The sequence below is a fragment of the Actinoplanes sp. NPDC023801 genome (assembly GCF_040639655.1).
In the GTDB taxonomy this organism is placed as follows: domain Bacteria; phylum Actinomycetota; class Actinomycetes; order Mycobacteriales; family Micromonosporaceae; genus Actinoplanes.
In genome coordinates this window covers 1-20,821 of the sequence record NZ_JBFAAI010000028.1, presented here as the reverse complement: position 1 = coordinate 20,821, position 20,821 = coordinate 1, and the positions used below count along the sequence as shown (strand labels likewise).

Below are 20,821 nucleotides of genomic sequence, written 5' to 3'. Positions count from 1 at the left end.
TGCCGGGGTTTCTCAGAGGGTGTGGAAGTCGCCGTCGTGATAGAGCAGGGGAGCGCCGTGCTCGGTGAGTCCGGCCTCCTCGACCCGGCCGATGACCAGGTGGGATCCGCCGGCCGGGTGCCGGTGCTCGATGACGATGCGGAGCCAGGCGGCGGCGTCGTCCAGGACGGGTTCGCCGGTGGGCAGCCGCCGCCAGCGGGTCGGCGCCCCGAATCGGTTGATGCCGCTGGTGGCGAAGGTCCGTGCCGCGTCGGCGTGTCCGGCGCCGAGCAGGTGCACGACAGCGGTGTCGGCGTCCCGCAGGTGTTCCCAGGCTGAGGCGGTCGCGTTGATGCTGAACGACAGCAGAGGCGGGTCGGCCGACAGTGACGCGAGCGATGTGACGGTGACGCCGGCGGCGCCGCGGCCGGCGTCGGCGGTCACGATCGCCACACCGGCGGCGTGACGGCGGAACACCTGACGGAACAGGGCGGCGTCGACCGATGAGGACCGGGAAACGATGACGGTCATGGCGGGACTCCGTTCGAGCGGTGCGTGCTGTCAATTCATACTATCCCGCTAGGTTTAAGAGGCAATATTGCACCGCACTGAAATAAGTAATCCCTGGTAGAAGGCTTGCTCAGAGAGCGGCGTAGACGTGATCGAGCGCGACGGCGCCGCCCGCGACCGCGAGCACGTGCGTCGGGAAGCTCGACGCGTGCACGGTCGCCGCCACATCGGCACCCGCCGACGACGCCGCCTCCACCTCCGCGCGCAACGTCTCCAGGCAGGCCGGTACCCGGTTCGCGCCCGCCTCCGCGACCACCAGGACCTCCGGATCGAAGAGATCCAGCAGCAGTGCCGCCGCCCGGCCCACCAGGCGGGCCCGCTCCCGCAGCAGCGCCAGTGCCCCCGCGCTCCCGGCGAGGGCCGCGTCCACGAGCGCGCCGATCTCCGGCCGGTCGATCAGCCCCGTCGCCAGAGCCCGCCGCACCAGCGACTTCTCACCGACCGCCGCCTGCAGGCACCCGACCCGGCCGCACGAACACGGCAGGTCGCACCCGTCCACCGGCAGATGGGCGACCGACCCGGCAGCCGACCGGGGGCCCTGATGCACCACGCCGCCGGTCGCGAAAGCAACATCGACCACATTTCCCACGAACATGTGTACGGCACTCTGCCGCGCCCGTTCCGCGACGGCCCCGAGCAGCTGCTCCGCCCGCAACAGGGCCCGCGAGTTGCTGTCCGCCCGTACCGGCAGACCGGTGGCCGCGGCGAGCGCCGCGCAGACCGGCACGTCCCGCCAGCCCAGCGCCGGATGTTCGACCACCCGGCCGCCGGCCGCATCCACCCAGCCGCCGGTGGCCAGCCCCACTCCCAGGATCCGGCGCCGCCGGCCGTGCTCCCGGCGCACCCCGGCGATCGTGGCCGCCAGCGCCTCCAGCACCCCGGCCGGATCTCGTCGTCCGTGCGGATCCTGACGTTGCGCGATCACCCGGCCGCGCAGATCCAGAAGCGCCACCGTGGCCCGGGGGACCGCGACGTGCACCCCGACGACCGCCACCGCGTCGGCGTCCACATCCAGCGGTACGTGCGGCCGCCCGACGCCGGTACGGCCTACCGCCTCCGGGGCCTCCCGGACCAGTCCCTGATCGATCAGGGACGCCGTCACGCCGCTGACGGTGGCCGCCGACAGCCGGGTCACCCGCGCGATCGAACTCCGCGCGACCGGCCCGTGATCGAGAATCGCCCGCAGGACCGTCGCCGCCGAATCGGGCGACCGGCGAGGCACCGGCAGCGGCAGATCGCCGCGCCGTGTGGTGCGTCGTGCGCCGATCACCGGCCACCCGGAAAACGGTGGATCATCCCTGCAGGCTAACCCGCTCCCGACGGCTGCGTAGCCCTCCGTTACCAGACGTTATGCGGTCGGTAACACCTCCCGGCCGGATCCGGCGACCTCCGTGCGACCGCCCGCAAGCCGATACCGGGGCCGATCGGCACGCCGGGTTGCGGCCGGGCTCACGGATGGGTAGAGATGCACCGGTGAGAACGATGACGCGCGGCGTGCTGACCACGAGCCTGCTGCTCACCATGGGAGCCTGCACCGCCGAGGAACGGGGTGTCCCGCTGCCCCCGGCGGCGGCGTCCGCACCGGCGGCGGCGAGCCCCGAGCAGGCACCGGAGCTGACGGCGACGACCGTGCGCGTCCTGGCCGGCACCGGTTCCGGCCCGTTCGACTCCGAACGCCGGATCCAGGCCCCGCCCGGCTGGACCGTCACGGTGTGGGCCCGGGTCGACAAGGCCCGCCTGCTCGCCTGGACCCCGGACCGGCAGCTGCTCGTGTCCCGGCCCAAGTTCGGTGACGTCATCGCGCTCACCCCCGGCAACGGTGACACGGTCCCGGCCCAGCGCACGCTGATCAGCGGCCTCAACCAGCCGCACGGGCTCGCGTTCGACGGCGACACCCTGTACGTGGCCGAAAGTGATCAGGTCAACGCCTACACCTACCGGGGCGGGCAGGTCACCGGCCGGAAGATCGTCGTCGACGGGCTGCCGGATGCCAAGAGCCCCGAGCTGCGCGGCGCCTACTCGCACGCGCTCAAGAGCGTCGCCATCGGCGAGGACGGCAGCATCTACGTCTCCGTCGGGTCGACCGGCAACGTGTCGGCCGAGGACCGTGACGCCACCCCGGAGCGGGCCTCCATCCTGCGGGCGCCGGCCGGCGGCGGCAAGCCCACCACGTTCGCGCGCGGCGTCCGCAACGGCACCGGGCTGGCCATCGACCCCGACGGTGCGGTGTGGACCGCCGTCAACCATCGGGACAACATCGGGTTCCCGTACGCCAAGGACTACGACGGCGACGGCGACTCCGACGCCGGCAAGGTGATGCAGAAGTACGTCAACGACCACCCGATGGAGCAGCTGGCCCGGCTGACCCAGGGGCGTGACCTGGGCTGGCCCTACTGCAACTCGGAAGCCGACGTGGAACCCGGCGCTCCGGACTCACCGCTGAACTACACCCGGCGGCCGTTCGTGCGTGACATCCAGCTGAACGCCGACGGCGCGAAACTCGACTGCGACAAGCTGGCCCCGGTCGAGCAGGGCATGGGCGCACACTCGGCGCCGCTCGGGCTCAGCTTCGTCACCGATCCCGGACTGCCCGGGGCGTACGGGCCGGGCGCGCTCGTCGGCATCCACGGCTCGTGGAACCGCAACCCGCCCCGACCGCCGGAGGTCTCGTTCTTCGCCTGGCGGGGCGGCACCCTCGGCGTGCAGCAGACGCTGCTCACCGGCTTCCAGAACGACGACGGTTCCCGCTGGGGCCGTCCCGTGATGGCGGTCCAGGGCCCGGACGGTGCGCTCTATGTCAGCGATGACCACGCCGGAGCCGTCTACCGCGTCACGCCCTCCTGACGGCTCACCGGCGCCGCGCGTGGGACAGCTCACCGTGGTGCCGGTCGCCCGGATGACTTTCCGGATCCACGTGCACGGTGGCCCCGGTCAGCCGGGGCACCCGGTGCGTGAGCTGGTGCTCGGCATCGGCGGCGATCTCGTGCGCGGCGATCAGCGTGAGCCCCGAATCGACGACGATGCCGGCCTCCGCGTGCAGCCGGTGGCCGATCCAGCGCATCCGTAGCGCGGACACGTCGTGGATGCCGGGAACGGTGCGCAGCTCACGTTCGGCCCGCTCGACGATCTCCGGGTCGACCCGGTCCATCAGCCGGTGGTAGACCTCACGGGCGGCATCCTTGAGCACGAACGTGATCGCCACCGTGATGATCAGCCCGACCACCGGGTCGGCCCAGCGCCAGCCCAGCCCGGCACCCGTGGCGGCCAGCACCACGGCGAGCGAGGTGAACCCGTCGGTCCGCGCGTGCAGCCCGTCGGCCACCAGCGCGGCCGAACCGATCCGCCGGCCCACGGTGATCCGGTACCGGGCGACCAGTTCGTTGCCGGCGAACCCGACAAGCCCCGCCGCGAACACCCACGGCAGGTGAGTCATCGTTTGCGGACTCAGCAGCCGCTCCACCGCGAACCATCCGGCAGCTGCCGCCGACCCGGCGATGACCAGGACGATGACGACGCCCGCCAGGTCCTCGGCCCGGCCGAACCCGTAGGTGTACGCCCGGGTGGCAGCCCGCCGACCGAGCAGAAAGGCGATCCCCAGCGGTACGGCCGTGAGCGCGTCGGCCACATTGTGAAGCGTGTCGCCGAGCAGTGCCACCGACCCCGAGAACGCCACGATCAGTGCCTGCAGCAACGCCGTGACACCCAGCACGACGAACGAGATCCACAAAGCCCGGAGCCCGTCCCGCGACGATTCAAGAGCACTGTCGACCTTGTCGGCACTGTCATGCGAATGCGGCGTGACCATGTGCCGCAGCCGATGCACCAGCCCGCGCCGGCGTCCCTCTCCGTGCCCATGCCCGGCTGCGGGCTCGTGTCGGGCTGCGTGCCCGGGCCCGCGTTCGTCCTTGTGCTCGTGCCCGGCTCCGTGCTTCTGCCCGGCTCCGTGCTCATGCACGTTCCTCGCTCCGTGCTCTTGCTGGTGTCCGCCGCTATATCCGTCTGCGGCTCCGGCTCTGTGCCGGTCCTCAGTTGCGTGCTGGCGTCCATGTCCGTCCGCCACTTCATGTTCGTGTCCGTGCCGGGTTCCCCGCTCGTGTCCGCGCCTGCCCCCGGCGCCGTGCTCGTGGCGTGCGTCATGGCCCATGGTCGGCATAATATGTGCTCATGCGCGCACGCGACAACGTTGCAAATGCCAGTGACCTGCAGAAACAAGTGCTGAGCGACGGCCTAGTCGAGGCGGCAACCACCCTGTTGGCGATGCTGTCCGACGCCACCCGGCTACGCTTGGCGGCCAGCCTGCTCGACGGCGAACAGGACGTGACGACGCTGACCGAAGCGGTCGGAGCCGCCCGGCCTGCCGTCTCCCAGCACCTCGGCAAGCTGCGCCTGGCCGGTGTCGTCCGGGTCCGCCGGGACGGACGCCGCCAGCTGTACGCCTTGGCCGACACCCACGTACGCCGCCTGGTGACCGAGGCCCTGTACACCGCCGAGCACCGCCTGTCCGACCGCCCGGCGCACCACGGCCCGCCGCTGCCACGCACCCGATGACCGGCCGCCATGCGTCTTGCAGACGGCGGGAGACGGGCAGGAGCCGAGGAACTGCGCCACGTCCACCCGGCTTTTCCAGTTCCCCGGATACAGGGTCCGGCCGCCCTCCGCAGCGGTGAGCGCGCCGTCCTCGAGCATGACAATCGAATCGGCCAGCAGAAACCGCCCGCGTCGGCGCTGACTGTTGCGGCGGTCGTTCTGTCAGCCGAAGCTCTGAAGTCGTGATCGCCTCTTGCGTCACCTGCCGTCCGACGACTCCCACCTAGATTCCTAGGATGCTATAGCGGTGGTGTTATGCAGTGCGTTATAAGCGGGGGACACCGACAGCCAACGGCGCCAACCCCACGACGGAGGCCGCCCGCGGCGGCTTGCGAAAGCCATGAAGGTGCAGAATCGGCCGGAACAATATGAGGGTGCAGTATCGGTTGGGCAAGACGACCCGCGGAGTGATCGAATTACTCCCCTGTTCTTCCACCTGGCCTGCAGGAGAAAGGATCGGCCAACAGCTTGAAGCAGCCCGCGATGGGCCTTCTATCGTCGAGAGATGCCGTTCGTCCAGGTCGCTCAACCGTGCGCCTACAGATGCCGCTACCCCCGAGAGTTGTGCATGACCAGTCGTCAGTTCGTCACCTCCGGAGTTGCCGACGAGTCTTCGCATAACTTGCATTTAGCGGCATTCTTCCTGTTGCGGATCCCCGCTAGTGATGCCGAGCAATGGTGAGCAGGATGGACACTGGTCGCGGTGAATGCCCCTCGCTGTAAAGGGCGCCACCGCGTCCGGTTATAGGAAGTCGCCGGGTGCTGCGTCGTGCGCCGGTGTAACGCGGGCTACCTCGGGTGATTCGGTCAGTCCGTTGCCATTCCCGCAGCCGCTCAGCCGCCGCACCTCTGCGGGCAGATCCGCTCCGATAGATGTCAAGGGCCCACTGCGTCGTAACCGCGTGTACATCAGGGGTCGCTTCACCGACCGTCGCGGTGCAGGCCCACCAGCAGAAGTCGAAGGTGGCATTCGTGTCGCCTTCGTCCGCTGCTCAGACGGCGGCGGCCTGACCGCCCACCTGGATGCATAGTCGTTGGCCCCGCGGCAGACCGATAGTGTTCTCGCCCCGGATGCTGGCCTCAGCACGGAAAGCAGCTTCAGCGATGCCGGAAGTGAACGCGCAAATCCCGAGGTGTTTGAGCCGACGGAAGCACCCAGCCGACTGGAGGGCGGTAGCCGCCACGGAGGTGTGAGAGTCGAGGGTTCACGTAGGGGGCCTGGCTGCCCGAGACCCGCACCCGGGCAAGCGGTAACGAGCCAGAGCCGCCTACGCCGACGTGCTCCAGCCGGGGCATCGCCCAGCGGGCATGAGGGCGACAGCCGCATACGCCGAGGTGCCCGAGCCGAGGAATCGCCCAGCGGGTCTGAGAGCGACAGCCGCATACGCCCCGGCGCCCGAGCTGAGAGAACGTTTCGGGATGGCGGAGAAGACAACTGCGGCTCCGGGGATGACGAGGGCGACGGCGAGGGAACGTTGTGCGGTTCCGGATGTACCGCCTCCGGTCCGTCACCGGTGACCGCACCATGGCAGGTGACGGCGGACCCGTGCGAGACGGCCGTGTAGTCAGAGGCGGGCCTGCACCTGCGGTGACCTGCCGGTGCCACTCCGGGTGTTGTCACCGGCGCCGGCCGTGTTTGCCGGAGGCGTTTCAGCTTCTCTGCATGGCGGCGTTGCAAGCCCCACGCGCGTTGTCTCTCATGCTCGCGGCGAGACTCTTCCCCACGGGCCGAATAGTTGCGCGAAGCGGTCCGATCGCGCATCGCTGCGATTTCTGACCTGCTGAACAACGACGCCTGTCCCATGCATCAAATTGTTCCGAACTCGTGTCTTGAACTGTAAGAACTCGATCATGCCAATCTGAACCTGGACGGCTCCCAAGGGCTACCGGCTCAATGCCCACGAGGGCTGTCGGCCAATGTGACTCCAAGGGCTGCCGGGTCAATGTGCCGGCTTCCGGCCCGCCGGTCCGCTGCACGACGGAACATTAGTTCATGAAGGGGAGTGCGCAGAATTCCGGACGGGTATCGTCCGGCGGGTGGGGCCGCATGGCCCTCAGCCGGTCCGGTTCGGTGATGCGTTGCGTAGCCGGATCCCGATGGTGGCGTCCTGACGGCAGCGGCGGATTCAACCATGGGGTGGCGGGACTGACTCGTCCGGCCGACGACTCCTGGGGGGAACGTCCGGGAGGCTACCGCCGCCATACTGCGACGGTCACTGTCGGTCACGGCACGCGGTGCTGGGACGAGGCGGCGCGGGCTGTCCTGAACTGGCAGGTCAAGATCCGTAGCGGGTTCGCCGTCACGGCCGCCGCGGGTGACCTTCGGGTGCGCACGGGCTGCGACTATCGGCTCACGGCGGTGTTCGGGCCGTTTCGGATCCGGGAGCCGGTTCGGGTGACGGCTGTCGTCGACGAGCCGATGCGCTGCGGGTTTGCCTACGGGACTCTTCCTGGGCATCCGGTGAGTGGCGAGGAGGCGTTCATCGTTCATCGGGATCCGGACGGTGAGGTTCGGTTCACCCTTCGATCGTTGACCCGACCGTCCCCTGGGCGCTGGTGGCCGGCTTTTCCGATTCTGCTTGTCGCGCAGCGGTTCTACCGGCGCCGCTATCTTCACGCGCTACGGCCGGGGCTGCGTGGACGCGATCCGCAGGGTCGGTGAGAGCCACCCCGTCACGGCGGTTGTCAGCAGCAGTGCCGCGCAGACGGCCATGACGAGAGTGGTGTCACTTTCGGCGCCACCTCGCTGGTCGGCCCGCGCGAACGTTCATGAGAACGAGCGCCAATTGTTGACCATGGCTGAACCAGCGATCAGTCGGCGTCTGGCCAGTTAGTAACTCTGTGTTGATGCCCATCGAGGCCGCCGATGGCGGGTGGATGCACGCCCGTGCCGATGAGGGACGCCTGTGGCGTCTTGTGGTGCGGGCCATGGCGCAGATTCAGAGCTTGTTGGTGGCGTACCGGCTGCGCGGGAGGCCAGGAATAGACGTGACCTTCCCGCACGGCCGGTGTCGATCAGCCGGCGAATTGGCTGGACTCGACGGGCAGGCCGGCGGCCACCCAGTCCTGGATGCCTTCGCGGTACTTGCGCACCTTGGTGTAGCCAAGGGCGGTGAGCTTGTCGGCTACCCGCTGGCTGTTCGGACAGGCCGGGTTCGAGCAGTAGGTCACGATCGGCGCGCCGCGGTCGGGCAGCAGCGTGCCGGCGCGGTCCGCGACGTCGGCCTCGACCAGCGCGATGGCACCGGGCAGGTGCTGCTGAGCGTAGTAGTCGCCGCCGAGGGCGTCGATGACGGTGACGGTACCTGCGTCGATTTCGGCGCGGAGCTGTTCGCGGGTGATGAGGGCGGTCATGGCATCCTCCAAGTAATCGGACTACAGTCCAGTTATGCCTCGAGACGTTAGCGGACCGCAGTCCGGTTCCGCCAGGCCGTCAGAAGAACTCTTGATGTTGTGCAGCTCACCGCCCGCCGAGCGGGCCGACGCCGCTCGTAACCGCGCCGCCGTGTTGAACGCAGCGGCGGCCCTGTTCCGCCAACACGGCATCGAGGCGGTATCCATGGACGCGATCGCCGCCGCGGCCGGCGTGGGCAAGGGCACGCTGTTTCGCCGCTTCGGCGACAAGGCAGGACTGGCCGTCGCCCTGCTCGACGAACAGGAGCGCAGCCTGCAAGAGGCGATCCTGTTCGGTCCGGCACCGCTCGGACCGGGCACGCCGGACGACGACCCAGGCTCACGCAAACGGTTGCGGGCCTTCGTGGCGGCCTACCTCGACTACCTGCTGGCCCATCTGCCACTGATACGGATGTCGGAGACCGCTTCGCCCGGTGCGCGCTACCGGATCGGCGCATACCGGTTCTGGCACCGGCACGTCTCGCTGCTTCTGCAGAAACGCGATGACCCAGAGGCCGACGCGCACACCCTGCTGGCCGCCCTCGCCGCCGAACACGTGCACGCCGTGGCCGCCGAGATCGGTGCCATCCGAGTACGCCAAGCCGTGCAGGGCCTTGCCGATGCCCTCACCATCTGAAGCCACGACACCTTCTGACCAGTCCCCCTCATGCCACGGACAAGGCGCGTCGCGCTTTTCGAACCCGTCACGGTGCGTAAGTGGTTCGTGGCCGACGGCAGGGTTCCTGGCGCCGCCGAAGGGCGGCGCCCCAAACTCGCGAACATCGAGATGGGTGAGACATCGCTGGTGCCGAAACTCAACGACATCTGGTGCCGGATCTCGGCTCTGGCGCGAACTGTGTGATAGACGTCGGACGATGAGTCGTTGTCCGGCTGTGTGACACTGTCGAGCAACTCCTTCCTCACCTCGCCGACATCAAGATCGAAGAGGTGCACTCCGGCGCCGTTGTGCTGCTCAGGGCCGCCGTGCGTGGTGAGGTGGCGGCATGCCCTGCCTGCTCGAAGTCGTCGTCCCGAGTCCATTCGCGGTATCGGCGGACGTTGGCCGATTCGCCGATGGCAGGGCGGCTGGTCCGGATCCTGCTGAAAGTGCGACGGTTCTTCTGCGATAACTCCGGATGCCGGAGCAAGACCTTCGTCGAGCAGGTCGATGGCCTGACTCGCCGCTGGTCACGCATGAGCGAAGGGCTCCGGCGGATGCTGACGACGATCGGGCTCGCGCTCGTCGGCCGGGCAGGTGCCCGGCTGGCCAGGACGTTGGGCATGCCGACCGGCCGTGATCGCCTCCTTCGGCTGGTTCGTGCGTTGCCCGACCCGCCCATCGGTGACATCGCGGTGCTCGGGGTCGACGATTTCGCGATCAAGCGTGGCCACAACTACGGCACCGTGCTGATCGACTGCGAGACGCGCAAGGTCGTGGATGTACTGGTGGGACGCGATGCTGAGCCGGTGACGGCGTGGCTGCAGGAGCACACGAAGCCGGCGGTAATCTGCCGGGACCGGGCTTCGGCATACGCGGAGGCAGCTCGCACTGCGGCGCCGGAAGCGGTGCAGGTCGCGGACCGATTTCACCTCTGGCAGAACCTGGCCACAGCCGTGGAGAAATGCGTCGCCCGGCACAAGAGCTGCCTTGCCGAGCCCGCCGACACGAACTTCGGTGAGCCTGCTGAGACGGCGGACGCCGCGCCGACCGGGGCGATGGCCGAACGCCGCCGGGCCCATCACGCCCTGGTCCACGAACTGCTGGCGCAGGGTGCCGGTTTCCGGCAGATCGCCCGGCATCTCGGCTGGTCGCACCGAACCGTATCGAAGTACGCCCACGCCGCCACCTGGCAGGAACTGGTCGTCGGACAGAAACCACGGCCGAGCCTGGTCGACCCTTTCAAGCACTATCTGGCCCGGCGCATCGGCGATGGGTGTCTCAAGGCAAGTGTCCTCTACCGCGAGATCACCGAGCAGGGTTTCGGCGGCAGCTACGCGATCGTCCGCAAGTTCGTCGAGCAGTACCGCAGCAGACCCGACCTGACGAGCCTGCCTCGTCCGCCGTCAGTGCTGCAGGTCACCAGATGGATCTGCCGACACCCGGACAACCTCGTCAGCCGCGACACCGAACAACTCTGGAAGATCCTCGGCCGCTGCCCAGAACTGGAATCCGCTGTTGAACTGGTCCGCTCGTTCGCCGACATGATGACCCACTTACACGGTGAGCGCCTCGCTGCGTGGATCATCGCGGCCGATTAGGCCGCATTGCCCGGGATAAGCCGCTTTGCCACCGGTCTGAACGCCGACATTGCCGCGGTCACCGCCGGGCTGAGCCTGCCCTTCAGCTCCGGACCGGTCGAGGGCAACGTCAACCGGATCAAGATGATCAAACGGCAGATGTATGGCCGAGCCGGCTTCGATCTACTTCGTAAGCGAGTCCTGCTCGCCTAACAAACGGCGCTGGCTACGGCCGAGGCGGGGAGACGGCCGCGCTCATCAAGGGGCGCAACCAAGGTACGGCCAAAAGGGGCAGTAGGCCGATCTTGAGCTGAGTTTCCGCAGGTCGCGGGCCTTGGGGCTGTTTTGGAGGCTGGTGGCAATCGGGGTTGATGCTGCTGGTACGTTCTTCGATCCATATGGGTTGATCTTCATGGGTCGGGGGCGGTTGGCGTGGCGTCGATCGAGCGGACCGCGTATCCGCGGGTGATGCCCGCGGCATCGCCGACGCGCTGCTACGCCTGGCCCAGCACCCCGGCGAGCGGGCCCGGCTCGCCGCCGCCGCCCGCGCCGAGATCACCGACCGGTTCGACCTGGCCCGGATGGTGTATCGCCGTGACGACATCACGCTGAGCGGGGTGCAGCAGTGTCTTCCGGTGCTGGGTATCGAGTCCTGAAAAAGGCCGTGGACGGTCCCGGCCACTGCCGGTGCTCAGGACAGCTCTCGGACCCTCTGTTTCATCGCGGCCTCCAGCCCGGCGGGGTGCTCGCCCTGCAGCAGCAGGTCGTGGAACTGTTCCGGGAACATGCTGGTGACCTGACCGGTGCCCCAGTCGGCGTCGGTCGGGATGTCGAAGGTGACCGCGGGCGTCAGGTGCACGCCGATGGGCAGGATCGTGGCGGTGCCCTCGGGGGTGAGGGTCTGGCAGCCGGCCCAGACGTACACGGCCTGCACCTCGGCGATCGTGTCGGCGTCGGCCGGGGTGGTGCCGACCGGTTTCACCGCGCAGCCCATCCTGGCCGGCCGGGTCGACCAGTCCGCTGTCATCTTCGACTCGATCAGGGGGGTGACGTGACTGATCAGGTCCGCCGCGAACCGTGGTTCGAGGGCCGGCCCGTCCGGCCGGGTCAGATACCAGACGGCTGACCCGGCCACCGCGGTGACGGCCAGCGCGGTGGCAACGGCAATCCGGGCGCCCGCAGGTCGTTTGAGCACCGCTTCTGCTCTCCTCACTGGCTCTCGCCGAACGTTAGCCACCCCCGGCCTGGCCATCACCATGCGGCTCCATGACAGCAACGCAAGCATGGGGCGCTGAACTGCTGAAACTCAGCCCAAGATCACCCTACTGGCCCCTTTTGGTCGTACCTTGGCTGCACCCCATCAACCTTCGAGGCGGAAAGGCTTACACCTCGGCCCAGTTCATCAGCGGGGACAGTTCGCCATGCTCGCAGAAGTAGCGAACTGCATCGACAGCCTCCTCCACTGGCACCGCGGCCGGTGGAGGGAACTCTTACCAGTGCCCGTAGTAGTGGAACACCACGCCTTCACCGTCTCGCGCCCGCGCCGACCCTGGGCTGCTGAGGTACGGCGGCATCTTGGATGCGCCCACGTAGCTCAACACTGAAACCTCACGGCCGAGCCCGATGGCCAGGCAGTCGCCATCATCGAGAGTCACCTCAGCGATCAATGGCAGGCGGGCGGCGTCCTGTTCTGCCTCCGCGAGTGCGTGCCGGAACTCCTCTTCGCAGGTGACAAGGTGGCCACCTTCGCCGTCCCGCCACTTGATCTTGGCGCGCAACCTGCCTCCTCCGGTTGGCACGATGCCTAAGCGCCATTCAAGATCATTCACACAGTTCGCGCCAGAGCCCGGATCTCACGACAAAATCACTGCAGCCGAGTGCGCCACATCAACCGGCCGCGCTCACGGGCTTGAGACAGACCAGGCCGGCGATCGACACCCGGCCGGAGCCCTTGCCGGAGATCTCCACGACGGGCGTGCGGCCGCGGCGGGCCCAGGTCTTGGCCACCGGCAGCCGCAGCACCTGACCGGCCTCGTCCTGGAAGCAGATCCAAGCGCCGCGGGCCGCGGCTAACCTCTTACCGACGGCCACCGCCTGCGAGGCGGATCGGGGCGGCCACGTGCTGCTCGCCGGCCCAGGCCGGCCGCCCGGTGCGCCAGGCCGTGCCGGTGACGGTGTCGCAGGAGCCGAATCCGGTGTGCGGGTCGCCGGTCCCGGGTTCGCCGGTGTGATGGCGGGCCGCCAGCACAAGGGTTCCGGCGTCCTGGTCGACGAGCCATATCTCGGCGTACGGCCAGCCGAACGCGGCACAGATCGCGGCGAGCACCCGTGGCCCCGCCTCCCGGACGTTCTCCGCGGTCGTGAGCGCCTCGGTGACGGCCAGGTCCACTTCGCGGAACTGCCTGGCGCGCCGGCGTTCGGTCACGTCGCGCATCGTGGCGACCGATCCGAGAAACTGCTCACCGGTGCTGCGTCGAGGAACCGGCGCTGGGTGTCGGCCCGGCGCTGCCCGGCACGGCGGGCGCGACGTCCGGCGCGCGGGGGTCTGCGAGGAGGTCGGTGATGACGATCGGCTGCTGGTGTCTCAGGACCAGGCCGGCCAGTGTCGAGCCGGACGGCGTACGTCCCGGGCGTAGCCATTCGTCCGGGATGCCGGACGCCCCGGCGAGGGTCAGTCCTTCGCCGTCGGTGGTCAGCGTGATCAGGGCTGTCGGTGCTTCGGCGGCCCGAGACAGAACCGCCGCGAACCTGGTGACGCCGCGGCCCAGGACGCCGGACGGGCTCGCCTGGACGAAGGCTGCGGGCGGAGCATCCATGTGTCGAGCCAACCACCTCGGCGAACGCGGGCGGCCTGGTTCACCGCATTCGACGCCCTGCGGTGTCGGTGCGCATGCGCCGGGGCCGCCGGCGGACATGCGCATGGCTGGCCGGCCGGTCCCGGCCAAAGGTGCGCCGCCGGTGCGCCGGGGAACGGCCCGGTCAGTCCCGCAGCGCGTAGACCTGCACGAGCGACTCCGAAAGGGCGGCAGGATCACCAACCCCCATCGGCGTACGGCGGGCGAGTTGCCAATGCCCCGACCACGAGTCGTCGATCCAGATCTCGGTGATCCGCTGCTCGGCGGACGGCGTGTAGGACGCCCGCATGGCCACGCCCGGCTCGACCGAGATGACGAGGTCCAAGCCGCCGGTCAACTGGCACGACAGCCGCGTGTGCAGGCCGCGGATCGAGCTGTTGCTGTCGCCGCGCCAGCCTCGTTCCAGCAGGTCCACCACGCGTTCGGTCTTCACCGGCCCGAAGCCGGCCAGGCTCGTCGCCGCCCGCTGCGCCTCGGTCAGTGTCACGGCCGGCCGGGTCATCTGCGGGAACGGCTCGACGATCTCGTAGTCGGCGACGGTCTGCGCCCATGCGGCCAGGTCGGTGCCGAGGTCGGCGGGGTGAACGATCCCGAGCGGGGTGTCCCCGCCGACGGTCACGGCCGCGTCGTCGATGTCGGCGAGACTGCCGTCCTCGGCGATCCGCAACGCCCGGACCAGGCGGTTGTCGGTGTTGTAGACGCCCCACAGCAGGCGCCGGGCGATCGGCCCGAGGATCGGGTGCGGCAGCACCACCTCGGCGAGATGCCGGGCCGGCCGGAGCCGGCGGGTGAGCATCTCCCGTTCCATCCGGGCGGCCTGTGCCGTCGCGGTCGCCCGCAGGTCTTTCTTCAGCTGCAGGAACCGCTGGTAGGCGTCGGGGTCGGTATCCTTCACCCCCGGTTTCGGCGGCCGGGCCAGGATGCGTCCGTCAGCGGTGCGGACCTGCGCCGTCAGGTGCTCGTCGGTGACGACCGTGAACACGCGGGACCCGTAGTCCACGGTGACCCCGGTGTCCAGGCCGTGCGTGGTCGCCAGCCGGTCGGCGGCCTCGGTGACCGTCAGCCCGCGCCGCGCCGCGCCCTGTGCCAGATAGTCGAGGGCCCGGTCGTTGGTCGGCCCACCCGACATGTTCTCCTCGATCGCCAGCAGATGCCGCAGTGACGTATCGCTCGCGACCGTGGCCAGTACCGCGTAGCCGTCGATCGCCCGCGCGAAACGGCTCTTGGCGGGCCACGACCGGACCATGGGCGCCAGCCTGTCCATGGTGGCGTCGTCGCCGATGTGCGCCTGTGCGAGCAGCACCCATGCCTGCGCGGCCGGCATCCCGTCGGACAGCCAGCCCTCCAGCAGTGCCCGCCCGAGCTCGGCCGCACTCGCCGGCTCGCAGGCGGCGAGGAGGGCCCTGGTAGCCGGGTCGAGCGGCTCCACCAGCGGCTGGGCCGCTGACGACGACTCGACGGCGATCGGTACCCCCTGACCGGGCGGTGCCGGGTCGCCGGGTGGCGGCTCGGGCGGGTCCGCCAGCCGTGACCGGCTCAGCGCCGACAGCAACCGGTCCACGTCGTCTGCCGGCAGCGACCCGCCCCCGGTCAGCCGGACCTCCGGCAGACCCGACGACCAGGCCCACTCCGGCGTCTTCGCCGGTCGTGCGGCCCTTGGCACCGCAACGATTGGCGCCACCGGCTTCGCGGCGGTCGGCGGTGTGTCCGGGGACAGTGCGGCGGGCGGGCGTGGTGGCGTTGCCGGCTGGCCGGCGGTCGGCGGCGTGTCCGGGGACAGTGCGGCGGGCGGGTGTGGTGGCGTCCCGGGCCTGCCGGCGGCCGGGATTGTGTCCGGGGACGGCGGTGCCGCGGAGAACAGTGCACCCTGGATCGAGGCGCCGCCGTCGGCAGGCTCGGGGCTCAGCGCCTGCTCCAGCAGGTCGGCGATCACGGCGTGCGCGGCCGGGCCGTACCCTTCGGCGATTTTGATGGTGGTGGGCCCGTGGCCGGCGGCAGCGAGGTACCGCAGGGCGTCCTCCGCGTCCTGCCGCGCCCGGCCCGGACGCCCGGCCGCGGCCGGGATCAGGGCCCGTGCCGCAGCCTCGGGATGCCGATCGAGCCACAGTCGCGCCCACAGCCGGGCCGAGCCGAGATGCCGCAGCCAGCCCGCGACCGCCCCGGCCGGTTGAGGTCCCCGGAACGGCAGCATCAGCAGACCGAGCTGGTCGGCGCTGTCGGCGGACTCGGCCAAGGCGAACGCCATCGCGTCAAGTTCGAACCGGGCCACCGCGACCCGGCCCAGGTCGCTGCGCTGGCGCAGTCGTAGCGTCGGGGCCTTGCCGATCAGTGCACGGGCCGAAGCCTCGGGCCCCTTGGCGAACAGCCACGCCACCTGCTCCGACGACAGGTCGTCGAGCCGGTCCGCGCTCGTCGCCGCGAGCGGCCAGTCGTCCTGCTCGCGCCCGTGATCGAGGGCCAGGGCCCGGCCGGCCCACCGGTCGCGCTCGCCGTCCTCCCAGGCCATGACGGTTGCATCCGAGCAGACCAGTCCTTGCACCACGACCGGTTTACGTCTGTTGGCCACCACCGCGCATCCTCCCCGACACGGATCAACGCAGCGACGGTAGCGGAGGGCGGGATCGGGGTTTCCTGTCGTACCCGGCTGGCATCCTGCAGGCGCCGGCGGTCCCCGGTCGCGGGCTAACGCAGCAGCCACTCGCCGGTGAGTCGCATGACGTCGGTGCGGCTGCGGCCGGGGTGGCCGGCGGCGATGACGTACGCGCCGATCCGCACCGAGAAGGTGAGCATGCACCGGACCTCGACGTCGTCCGGGTCGGGGCAGAAGGTGGCGAACAGGGACCGCAGATAGTCCATCCGCCGGTTGTCGACGCGCCGCAGCCGCTCCGCCACGGCCTCGTCACGCCTGGCCCAGTCACGGATCGCGAGGTCGACCAGCGGGCTCCGCACCGACTCGCCGTCCGCGCCGTCCGCGCCGGTCCCGCCCGCCGCGTCCGCCCCGCCTGCCCCGCCCGCCTCGTCGGCCCCGCCGGCCCGGCCGGTCGCACCGGCGATCGTGAACAGCCGGGCGAGCCTGGCCCGGCCGTCGCCGCCGTCTCGTTCGACCTGCTCGATCACCGCTTCGGCGACCTCGCGCTCCCACAGGTCCAGCATCTCGGTGAGCAGCACGTCGCGATTGGCGAAGTAGCCGTAGAAGCCGCCCTTGGTCACGCCGAGCGTCTGGGCCAGCGTCTCGATCCGCACGGCGTCCGGGCCGCCCGTGGCGAGCGCGCGCAGTCCTTCCTCGATCCACCTGTCACGGGAGGTGCGGGGCAGGGCCATCGGAGCTCCTCACGTACATCCCACTATACGGTGCCGTATAAATGGGCTAGCCTCAATTTATACGCCACCGTACAGATCCGGAGCCGTCTCATGCACATCGTTGTCGCCCCACCCGCCGTCCGTGCTCCGCTGCCGCGGATGATCTCGTCCGGACGGCGGACCTGTCATGCCTGACGCGACCTCTGCCTTCCGGGTCGGAGCCTGGGCCTGGCTGGTGACCGGCGCAGGGCACCTGGCGCTCGCGGCCATGCTGGTGCTGCGCCCGGCGAACCCCGCGACGGCTCCCGTTGTCGCCGCGATGCGGGACACCGAGTTCGGCCTCGGCGGGCTCGGGCGCAGCATCCACGACCTGAACACCGGCATGTCGCTGGTCATGGGCGTCGCCCTGGTCTTCGCCGGCCTGGTGTGCGTCCTCGTGGCCCGCGCCGCTCCCGGCCTGATCGAACGGTCACGCTCACTGAGCGGGTCCGCGCTGGGCGCGTCGGTCGTGGCGTTCGGGTTGTCGGTGTGGCTGCTGCCGCTGCCACCGATCGTCCTGTTCGGCGTGGCGGTCGTGGCGTTCGGCTGGGCGGCGGTGCGCCGCCCGCTCACCTGATCATCCGCGGGATCACATCAGTCCCGGACGAGTGCTGATCAGGCTCCGGGAACCACTTCCCGGAGTCTCGAGGCCGGCCGTACAGCGGCCTGCCGGGTTCAGGTCCGCCACTCTGCGCGGCATTCTGGACCAGCACACCGGTGAACGCATCCTCATCGCCGCGCACGGCGGAACCGTGAGCGGTACCGTCAAAGGGAACCTCGCCGTAGATGTCGGTGGCGCCGGTTCCTGGCGCGTCCCGCGTAGGGTGCCGGCATGCCCGTACCCGAATTCGTCGCCGCCCTGCGCAGCAGGATCGGCCATGCCCCGCTACCGCTGAACGGCGTCATCGCAGTGGTCCTCGATGAACGGGACCGGGTACTCCTGGGCCGCCGTTCGGACACCAGTGACTGGGCTCTCATCACCGGCTGCCTGGAGCCCGGCGAGCAGCCGGCCGAAGGCGCTCGGCGTGAGGTTCTCGAGGAGACCGGCGTCACTGTGGAGGTCGAGCGTCTGCTGTCGATCGAGGCATTGGATCTTTCGGTCGCACCCAACGGCGATCAGGTCTATTGGCTTGCCATCGGATTCCGCTGCCGCGCGGTCGGCGGCGACGCCCGGGTCAACGACGACGAATCCGTCGAGGTCGGCTGGTTCGCATCGGACTCGATGCCGCCGCTGCCTCCTCATCAGACGCGCTGCCTGGCTCTCGCCCTGGCCGGCGACGCCGATCCATGGTTCGCCGCTCCGGCCTCGGCTGTGCGCCCCTTCATCCGGAGCGCGCCGTAGTCCTGCGGCGAGCGTCCCGGCTGAGGCCCTTGACGCGGGACCCCGGCCGGGACGGGTTCACTTCACTTCAGTGGGGGACGGCGCTGGTCAGTAGCCGTAGCGGCCCTTCAGGTGCCGCCACCAGTCGCGGAACATCCATGCGTCGAACTCGGTGATCGACGCTGAGCTGCCGGCGCGCATGATGAAGTTGCTGACACCGCTCGGGGTCCAGTCGTAGAAGTCGTCCAGACCCCAGGTGTGGCCTATCTCGTGCAGCAGGATCGTCATGTTCGCCGCGTTCAGGTTGTTCATGTAGTACTCGCGGCCCATCCGCTGACCCCAGTCACCGCCGGCGCCGCCGCCGAAGCCGTCGGTCAGCCACAGTGACTGGTCGTAGTGCCGGGCGTAGCCGCCGGGGCAGCGGGGATACTGCCCGTTCTGGTTGAAGAAACGCCCGCACGGTGCCGCGCACTGCGGGGCGTTCTCGCGGATGTCGCCCACGTAGATGTCCACCGACGTGTCGTTCCACTGCAGCTGCGCGCGGTTGCGCACGGCCCAGCCGACGACCCGGACCGGCACGTCGCCGTACGGCCAGGCGTTGTGGCCGACGAGTTCGTCCATCCACTTCTTGTGCTGCCGGGCCAGCGTGGCGTGGATCTGGTCACGCTGGGCGGCGGTCACGTTCGCCGCCGAGTCCCAGCGGACGCAGTAGTTGATGTAGCCGCGGTTGGCCATGACCTGGTCCCAGCCGTAGTTGCGGAACCCGTACAGATTCCCGTTGTTGTAGGTCTGCTCCTGGTGCTGCCAGACCTGGTTGAGCGGGGTGACCAGGTGGGACGGCGGGCTCCAGGTCGGGGGCGCGGCCGATGCCGCGCCGGGGGCCAGGACCACCGCCAGCAGCGCGGCGATCAGTGCCATCAGGCGTCTTGTTCGCACGGTTCCTCCCGTTCGATTAGGTTATCGACGGACGTCGATGAAACGCCACGCTGCCTTACGAAAACGTTTTCGGCAAGATGTCCAGGGTGTTGCAAATGTGATGCCGGTGGGCGAGCGGGACCTTGACAGGGCGAATCACCGAGTATTACTTTCTGAAAACCTTTTCGGTCCTAGCTGGACGTATTGAGACCGCACTCTGAGCTGCTCCTTCCCCGGCAGCTGGCCGATCCATTACCGAAACTCACTGAAACCGCGTTCGGCGGTTCATGGAGGTGCTTCGTGCGAAGAATCCTGCTGAGCGCCGCGCTGGCGGCGCTGCTGACGGCCACGCTGGGGGCCTGTTCCTCCGAGAGCGGCGGCGGCACCGCGGCCCCGCCGGCCGGCGCCGGTGTCGAGGGCGTGGACGACGGCACCGAACTGGCCCTGTGGACGCGGGCGCCGCTCGAGCTGCAGGCGAACGCTCTGGTCGACGCCTACAACAAGTCACACAAGAACCAGGTCAAGCTGACCATCGTCCCCAACGACGACTACGTGGCCAAGGTGGGTGCGGCAGCCGGCAGCGGTGACCTGCCCGACCTGTTCGCCGCCGACATCGTCTACGTGCCCAACTGGACCAACGCGGGCCTGTTCCACGACCTGACCGACAGCATCGGCAAACTTCCCTACGCCGACAAGATCAATCAGGGCCACGTCCAGGCCGGCACGTACGAGGGCAAGAAGTACGTCCTGCCGTTCGTCCTGGACCTGTCGGTGATCTTCTGGAACAAGACCCTCTACAAGGAAGCCGGTCTCGACCCGGAGAAGGGGCCGAAGACGCTCGACGAGTTCAAGGCGCAGGCGCTGGCCGTGCAGAAACTCGGCAAGAAGGACACCTACGGCACCTACTTCGGCGGCAACTGCGGCGGCTGCAACGTCTTCACCTGGTTCCCGATGGTCTGGGCCGGCGGCGAGGAGGTCATGGACGCCGAGGGCAAGACCTCGCTGCTGGGCGGCCCGGCCGCGCAGAAGGTCTACAGCACCTGGCGCGACCTGCAGACCGCCGGCGCGATCGCGCCCGGCTCCAAGGACGAGACCGGCGCCACCTGGGTCGCGGCCTTCCAGCAAGGCAAGATCGGCGTGATGCCGTACCCGGCGACGCTGCTGCCGACCGCCGCCAAGAGCGTCGACGTGGGCGTCACCGCGATCCCCGGGGCCTCCGGTGGCGCGTCGACCTTCGTCGGCGGCGACGGTATCGGCATCTCCAAGGACTCCACGAAGACCCAGCAGGCCTGGAACTTCCTGTCCTGGCTGACCTCGGAGAAGGCCCAGGTCGACGTGCTCGCCGCGGGCGGCAGCACGGTGGCCCGCACCGACCTGGCCGACAACCAGTACGCGGCCAAGGACCCGCGCCTGGTGACCATCAACGAGGCCGCCGCCTCGCCGCAGAGCAGGACCCCGGTGGCGGTCAACTTCCAGCAGGCCTTCAACGCGCCGGGCAGCCCGTGGGTGACCCTCCTGCGCAACCAGGTGTACGGCGATCCGTCCGCTCTCGAGAAGGACAACCAGGCCATCACCCAGGTCCTCGGCCAGTGACGCCGGCGGTGGTGCCGGGCCCGGTCCCGGC

At 69.5% G+C, this 20,821-nt stretch carries 20 protein-coding genes and 1 pseudogene; 9 read left to right on the top strand and 12 right to left on the bottom strand.

From position 1 onward, the window contains the following. Positions 1-12: 12 nt before the first annotated feature. Positions 13-510 (bottom strand): flavin reductase family protein, encoded by a 498-nt coding sequence (locus AB0G04_RS34685; protein WP_360991710.1) that lies wholly within the window; start codon positions 508-510, stop codon positions 13-15. A 109-nt stretch (positions 511-619) separates the two neighbouring features. Then, on the bottom strand, positions 620-1,819 hold the full coding sequence (locus tag AB0G04_RS34680; RefSeq protein ID WP_360991707.1) for an ROK family transcriptional regulator: 1,200 nt from the start codon (positions 1,817-1,819) through the stop codon (positions 620-622). Positions 1,820-2,031: 212 nt separating this feature from the next. Between AB0G04_RS34680 and AB0G04_RS34675 the strand changes: the two genes are divergently transcribed. Further along, on the top strand, positions 2,032-3,393 hold the full coding sequence (locus AB0G04_RS34675; protein WP_360991957.1) for a gluconolaconase: 1,362 nt from the start codon (positions 2,032-2,034) through the stop codon (positions 3,391-3,393). A gap of 4 nt (positions 3,394-3,397) precedes the next feature. On the opposite strand, the gene AB0G04_RS34670 is transcribed toward AB0G04_RS34675, so the two are convergent. Continuing rightward, complete coding sequence (locus AB0G04_RS34670) at positions 3,398-4,354, bottom strand: cation diffusion facilitator family transporter (RefSeq protein WP_360991705.1); 957 nt, start codon at positions 4,352-4,354, stop codon at positions 3,398-3,400. 359 nt (positions 4,355-4,713) lie between these two features. Here AB0G04_RS34670 and AB0G04_RS34665 point away from each other — a divergent pair, with 359 nt between their 5' ends. Together AB0G04_RS34665 and AB0G04_RS34660 are read left to right on the top strand one after the other, a co-directional pair. Then, positions 4,714-5,097: a metalloregulator ArsR/SmtB family transcription factor gene (locus AB0G04_RS34665; RefSeq protein WP_360991702.1), complete on the top strand. Its 384-nt coding sequence runs from the start codon at positions 4,714-4,716 to the stop codon at positions 5,095-5,097. Positions 5,098-7,129: 2,032 nt separating this feature from the next. Beyond that, positions 7,130-7,798, top strand: coding sequence for a DUF1990 domain-containing protein (locus AB0G04_RS34660; RefSeq protein ID WP_360991699.1), 669 nt, complete (start codon positions 7,130-7,132; stop codon positions 7,796-7,798). Between the two features lie 353 nt (positions 7,799-8,151). Here the strand turns inward: AB0G04_RS34660 and AB0G04_RS34655 are convergent, their stop codons facing one another. Further along, positions 8,152-8,490 carry a rhodanese-like domain-containing protein gene (locus AB0G04_RS34655; RefSeq protein ID WP_360991697.1) on the bottom strand — a complete coding sequence of 113 codons (339 nt, stop codon included), beginning with the start codon at positions 8,488-8,490 and terminating at the stop codon, positions 8,152-8,154. A 151-nt stretch (positions 8,491-8,641) separates the two neighbouring features. Here AB0G04_RS34655 and AB0G04_RS34650 point away from each other — a divergent pair, with 151 nt between their 5' ends. The 3 genes from AB0G04_RS34650 (at position 8,642) to AB0G04_RS34640 (ending at position 10,788) form a co-directional block, all read left to right on the top strand. Further along, a complete protein-coding gene (locus tag AB0G04_RS34650; RefSeq protein ID WP_360991695.1) occupies positions 8,642-9,166 on the top strand; it encodes a helix-turn-helix domain-containing protein in 525 nt (174 codons plus the stop codon). A 72-nt stretch (positions 9,167-9,238) separates the two neighbouring features. Beyond that, complete coding sequence (locus tag AB0G04_RS34645) at positions 9,239-9,391, top strand: hypothetical protein (protein WP_360991692.1); 153 nt, start codon at positions 9,239-9,241, stop codon at positions 9,389-9,391. An 86-nt stretch (positions 9,392-9,477) separates the two neighbouring features. After that, complete coding sequence (locus AB0G04_RS34640) at positions 9,478-10,788, top strand: ISL3 family transposase (protein WP_360991689.1); 1,311 nt, start codon at positions 9,478-9,480, stop codon at positions 10,786-10,788. Between the two features lie 670 nt (positions 10,789-11,458). On the opposite strand, the gene AB0G04_RS34635 is transcribed toward AB0G04_RS34640, so the two are convergent. From AB0G04_RS34635 to AB0G04_RS34605, 7 genes and pseudogenes are all read right to left on the bottom strand, one after another. Next, positions 11,459-11,962, bottom strand: coding sequence for a hypothetical protein (locus AB0G04_RS34635; protein ID WP_360991687.1), 504 nt, complete (start codon positions 11,960-11,962; stop codon positions 11,459-11,461). Between the two features lie 187 nt (positions 11,963-12,149). After that, positions 12,150-12,545, bottom strand: a pseudogene (locus tag AB0G04_RS34630) (Imm1 family immunity protein). A gap of 109 nt (positions 12,546-12,654) precedes the next feature. After that, entirely contained in the window at positions 12,655-12,858 is a 204-nt protein-coding gene (locus tag AB0G04_RS34625; protein WP_360991684.1) for a hypothetical protein, read from the bottom strand. Then, on the bottom strand, positions 12,845-13,192 hold the full coding sequence (locus AB0G04_RS34620) for a hypothetical protein (protein ID WP_360991681.1): 348 nt from the start codon (positions 13,190-13,192) through the stop codon (positions 12,845-12,847). The genes AB0G04_RS34625 and AB0G04_RS34620 overlap by 14 nt, the downstream gene beginning before the upstream one ends. Positions 13,193-13,226: 34 nt before the next feature. Continuing rightward, entirely contained in the window at positions 13,227-13,583 is a 357-nt protein-coding gene (locus AB0G04_RS34615; RefSeq protein ID WP_360991678.1) for a hypothetical protein, read from the bottom strand. Positions 13,584-13,746: 163 nt separating this feature from the next. Then, positions 13,747-16,188 carry a DUF4132 domain-containing protein gene (locus AB0G04_RS34610; protein WP_360991676.1) on the bottom strand — a complete coding sequence of 814 codons (2,442 nt, stop codon included), beginning with the start codon at positions 16,186-16,188 and terminating at the stop codon, positions 13,747-13,749. Positions 16,189-16,304: 116 nt separating this feature from the next. After that, positions 16,305-16,943, bottom strand: coding sequence for a TetR/AcrR family transcriptional regulator (locus AB0G04_RS34605; protein ID WP_360991673.1), 639 nt, complete (start codon positions 16,941-16,943; stop codon positions 16,305-16,307). A 166-nt stretch (positions 16,944-17,109) separates the two neighbouring features. Here AB0G04_RS34605 and AB0G04_RS34600 point away from each other — a divergent pair, with 166 nt between their 5' ends. Both AB0G04_RS34600 and AB0G04_RS34595 read left to right on the top strand, forming a co-directional pair. After that, entirely contained in the window at positions 17,110-17,538 is a 429-nt protein-coding gene (locus AB0G04_RS34600) for a hypothetical protein (protein WP_360991671.1), read from the top strand. A 255-nt stretch (positions 17,539-17,793) separates the two neighbouring features. Further along, positions 17,794-18,303 carry an NUDIX domain-containing protein gene (locus AB0G04_RS34595; RefSeq protein ID WP_360991668.1) on the top strand — a complete coding sequence of 170 codons (510 nt, stop codon included), beginning with the start codon at positions 17,794-17,796 and terminating at the stop codon, positions 18,301-18,303. Between the two features lie 87 nt (positions 18,304-18,390). Here AB0G04_RS34595 and AB0G04_RS34590 read toward each other — a convergent pair whose 3' ends face one another. Beyond that, positions 18,391-19,218, bottom strand: a complete 828-nt coding sequence (locus AB0G04_RS34590; protein WP_360991666.1) for a hypothetical protein — start codon at positions 19,216-19,218, stop codon at positions 18,391-18,393. Positions 19,219-19,497: 279 nt separating this feature from the next. On the opposite strand from AB0G04_RS34590, the gene AB0G04_RS34585 reads away from it, so the two are divergent. Continuing rightward, on the top strand, positions 19,498-20,790 hold the full coding sequence (locus tag AB0G04_RS34585) for a sugar ABC transporter substrate-binding protein (protein WP_360991663.1): 1,293 nt from the start codon (positions 19,498-19,500) through the stop codon (positions 20,788-20,790). The last annotated feature ends 31 nt before the right edge of the window (positions 20,791-20,821 follow it).

Excerpts from the sequence above, each read along its gene's own strand:
- AB0G04_RS34685 (WP_360991710.1), bottom strand. The coding sequence starts at position 510 with ATGACCGTCATCGTTTCCCGGTCCTCATCGGTCGACGCCGCCCTGTTC.
- AB0G04_RS34675 (WP_360991957.1), top strand. The coding sequence starts at position 2,032 with ATGACGCGCGGCGTGCTGACCACGAGCCTGCTGCTCACCATGGGAGCC.
- AB0G04_RS34670 (WP_360991705.1), bottom strand. The coding sequence starts at position 4,354 with ATGGTCACGCCGCATTCGCATGACAGTGCCGACAAGGTCGACAGTGCT.
- AB0G04_RS34665 (WP_360991702.1), top strand. The coding sequence starts at position 4,714 with ATGCGCGCACGCGACAACGTTGCAAATGCCAGTGACCTGCAGAAACAA.
- AB0G04_RS34660 (WP_360991699.1), top strand. The coding sequence starts at position 7,130 with ATGAAGGGGAGTGCGCAGAATTCCGGACGGGTATCGTCCGGCGGGTGG.
- AB0G04_RS34655 (WP_360991697.1), bottom strand. The coding sequence starts at position 8,490 with ATGACCGCCCTCATCACCCGCGAACAGCTCCGCGCCGAAATCGACGCA.
- AB0G04_RS34615 (WP_360991678.1), bottom strand. The coding sequence starts at position 13,583 with ATGGATGCTCCGCCCGCAGCCTTCGTCCAGGCGAGCCCGTCCGGCGTC.
- AB0G04_RS34605 (WP_360991673.1), bottom strand. The coding sequence starts at position 16,943 with ATGGCCCTGCCCCGCACCTCCCGTGACAGGTGGATCGAGGAAGGACTG.
- AB0G04_RS34600 (WP_360991671.1), top strand. The coding sequence starts at position 17,110 with ATGCCTGACGCGACCTCTGCCTTCCGGGTCGGAGCCTGGGCCTGGCTG.
- AB0G04_RS34595 (WP_360991668.1), top strand. The coding sequence starts at position 17,794 with ATGCCCGTACCCGAATTCGTCGCCGCCCTGCGCAGCAGGATCGGCCAT.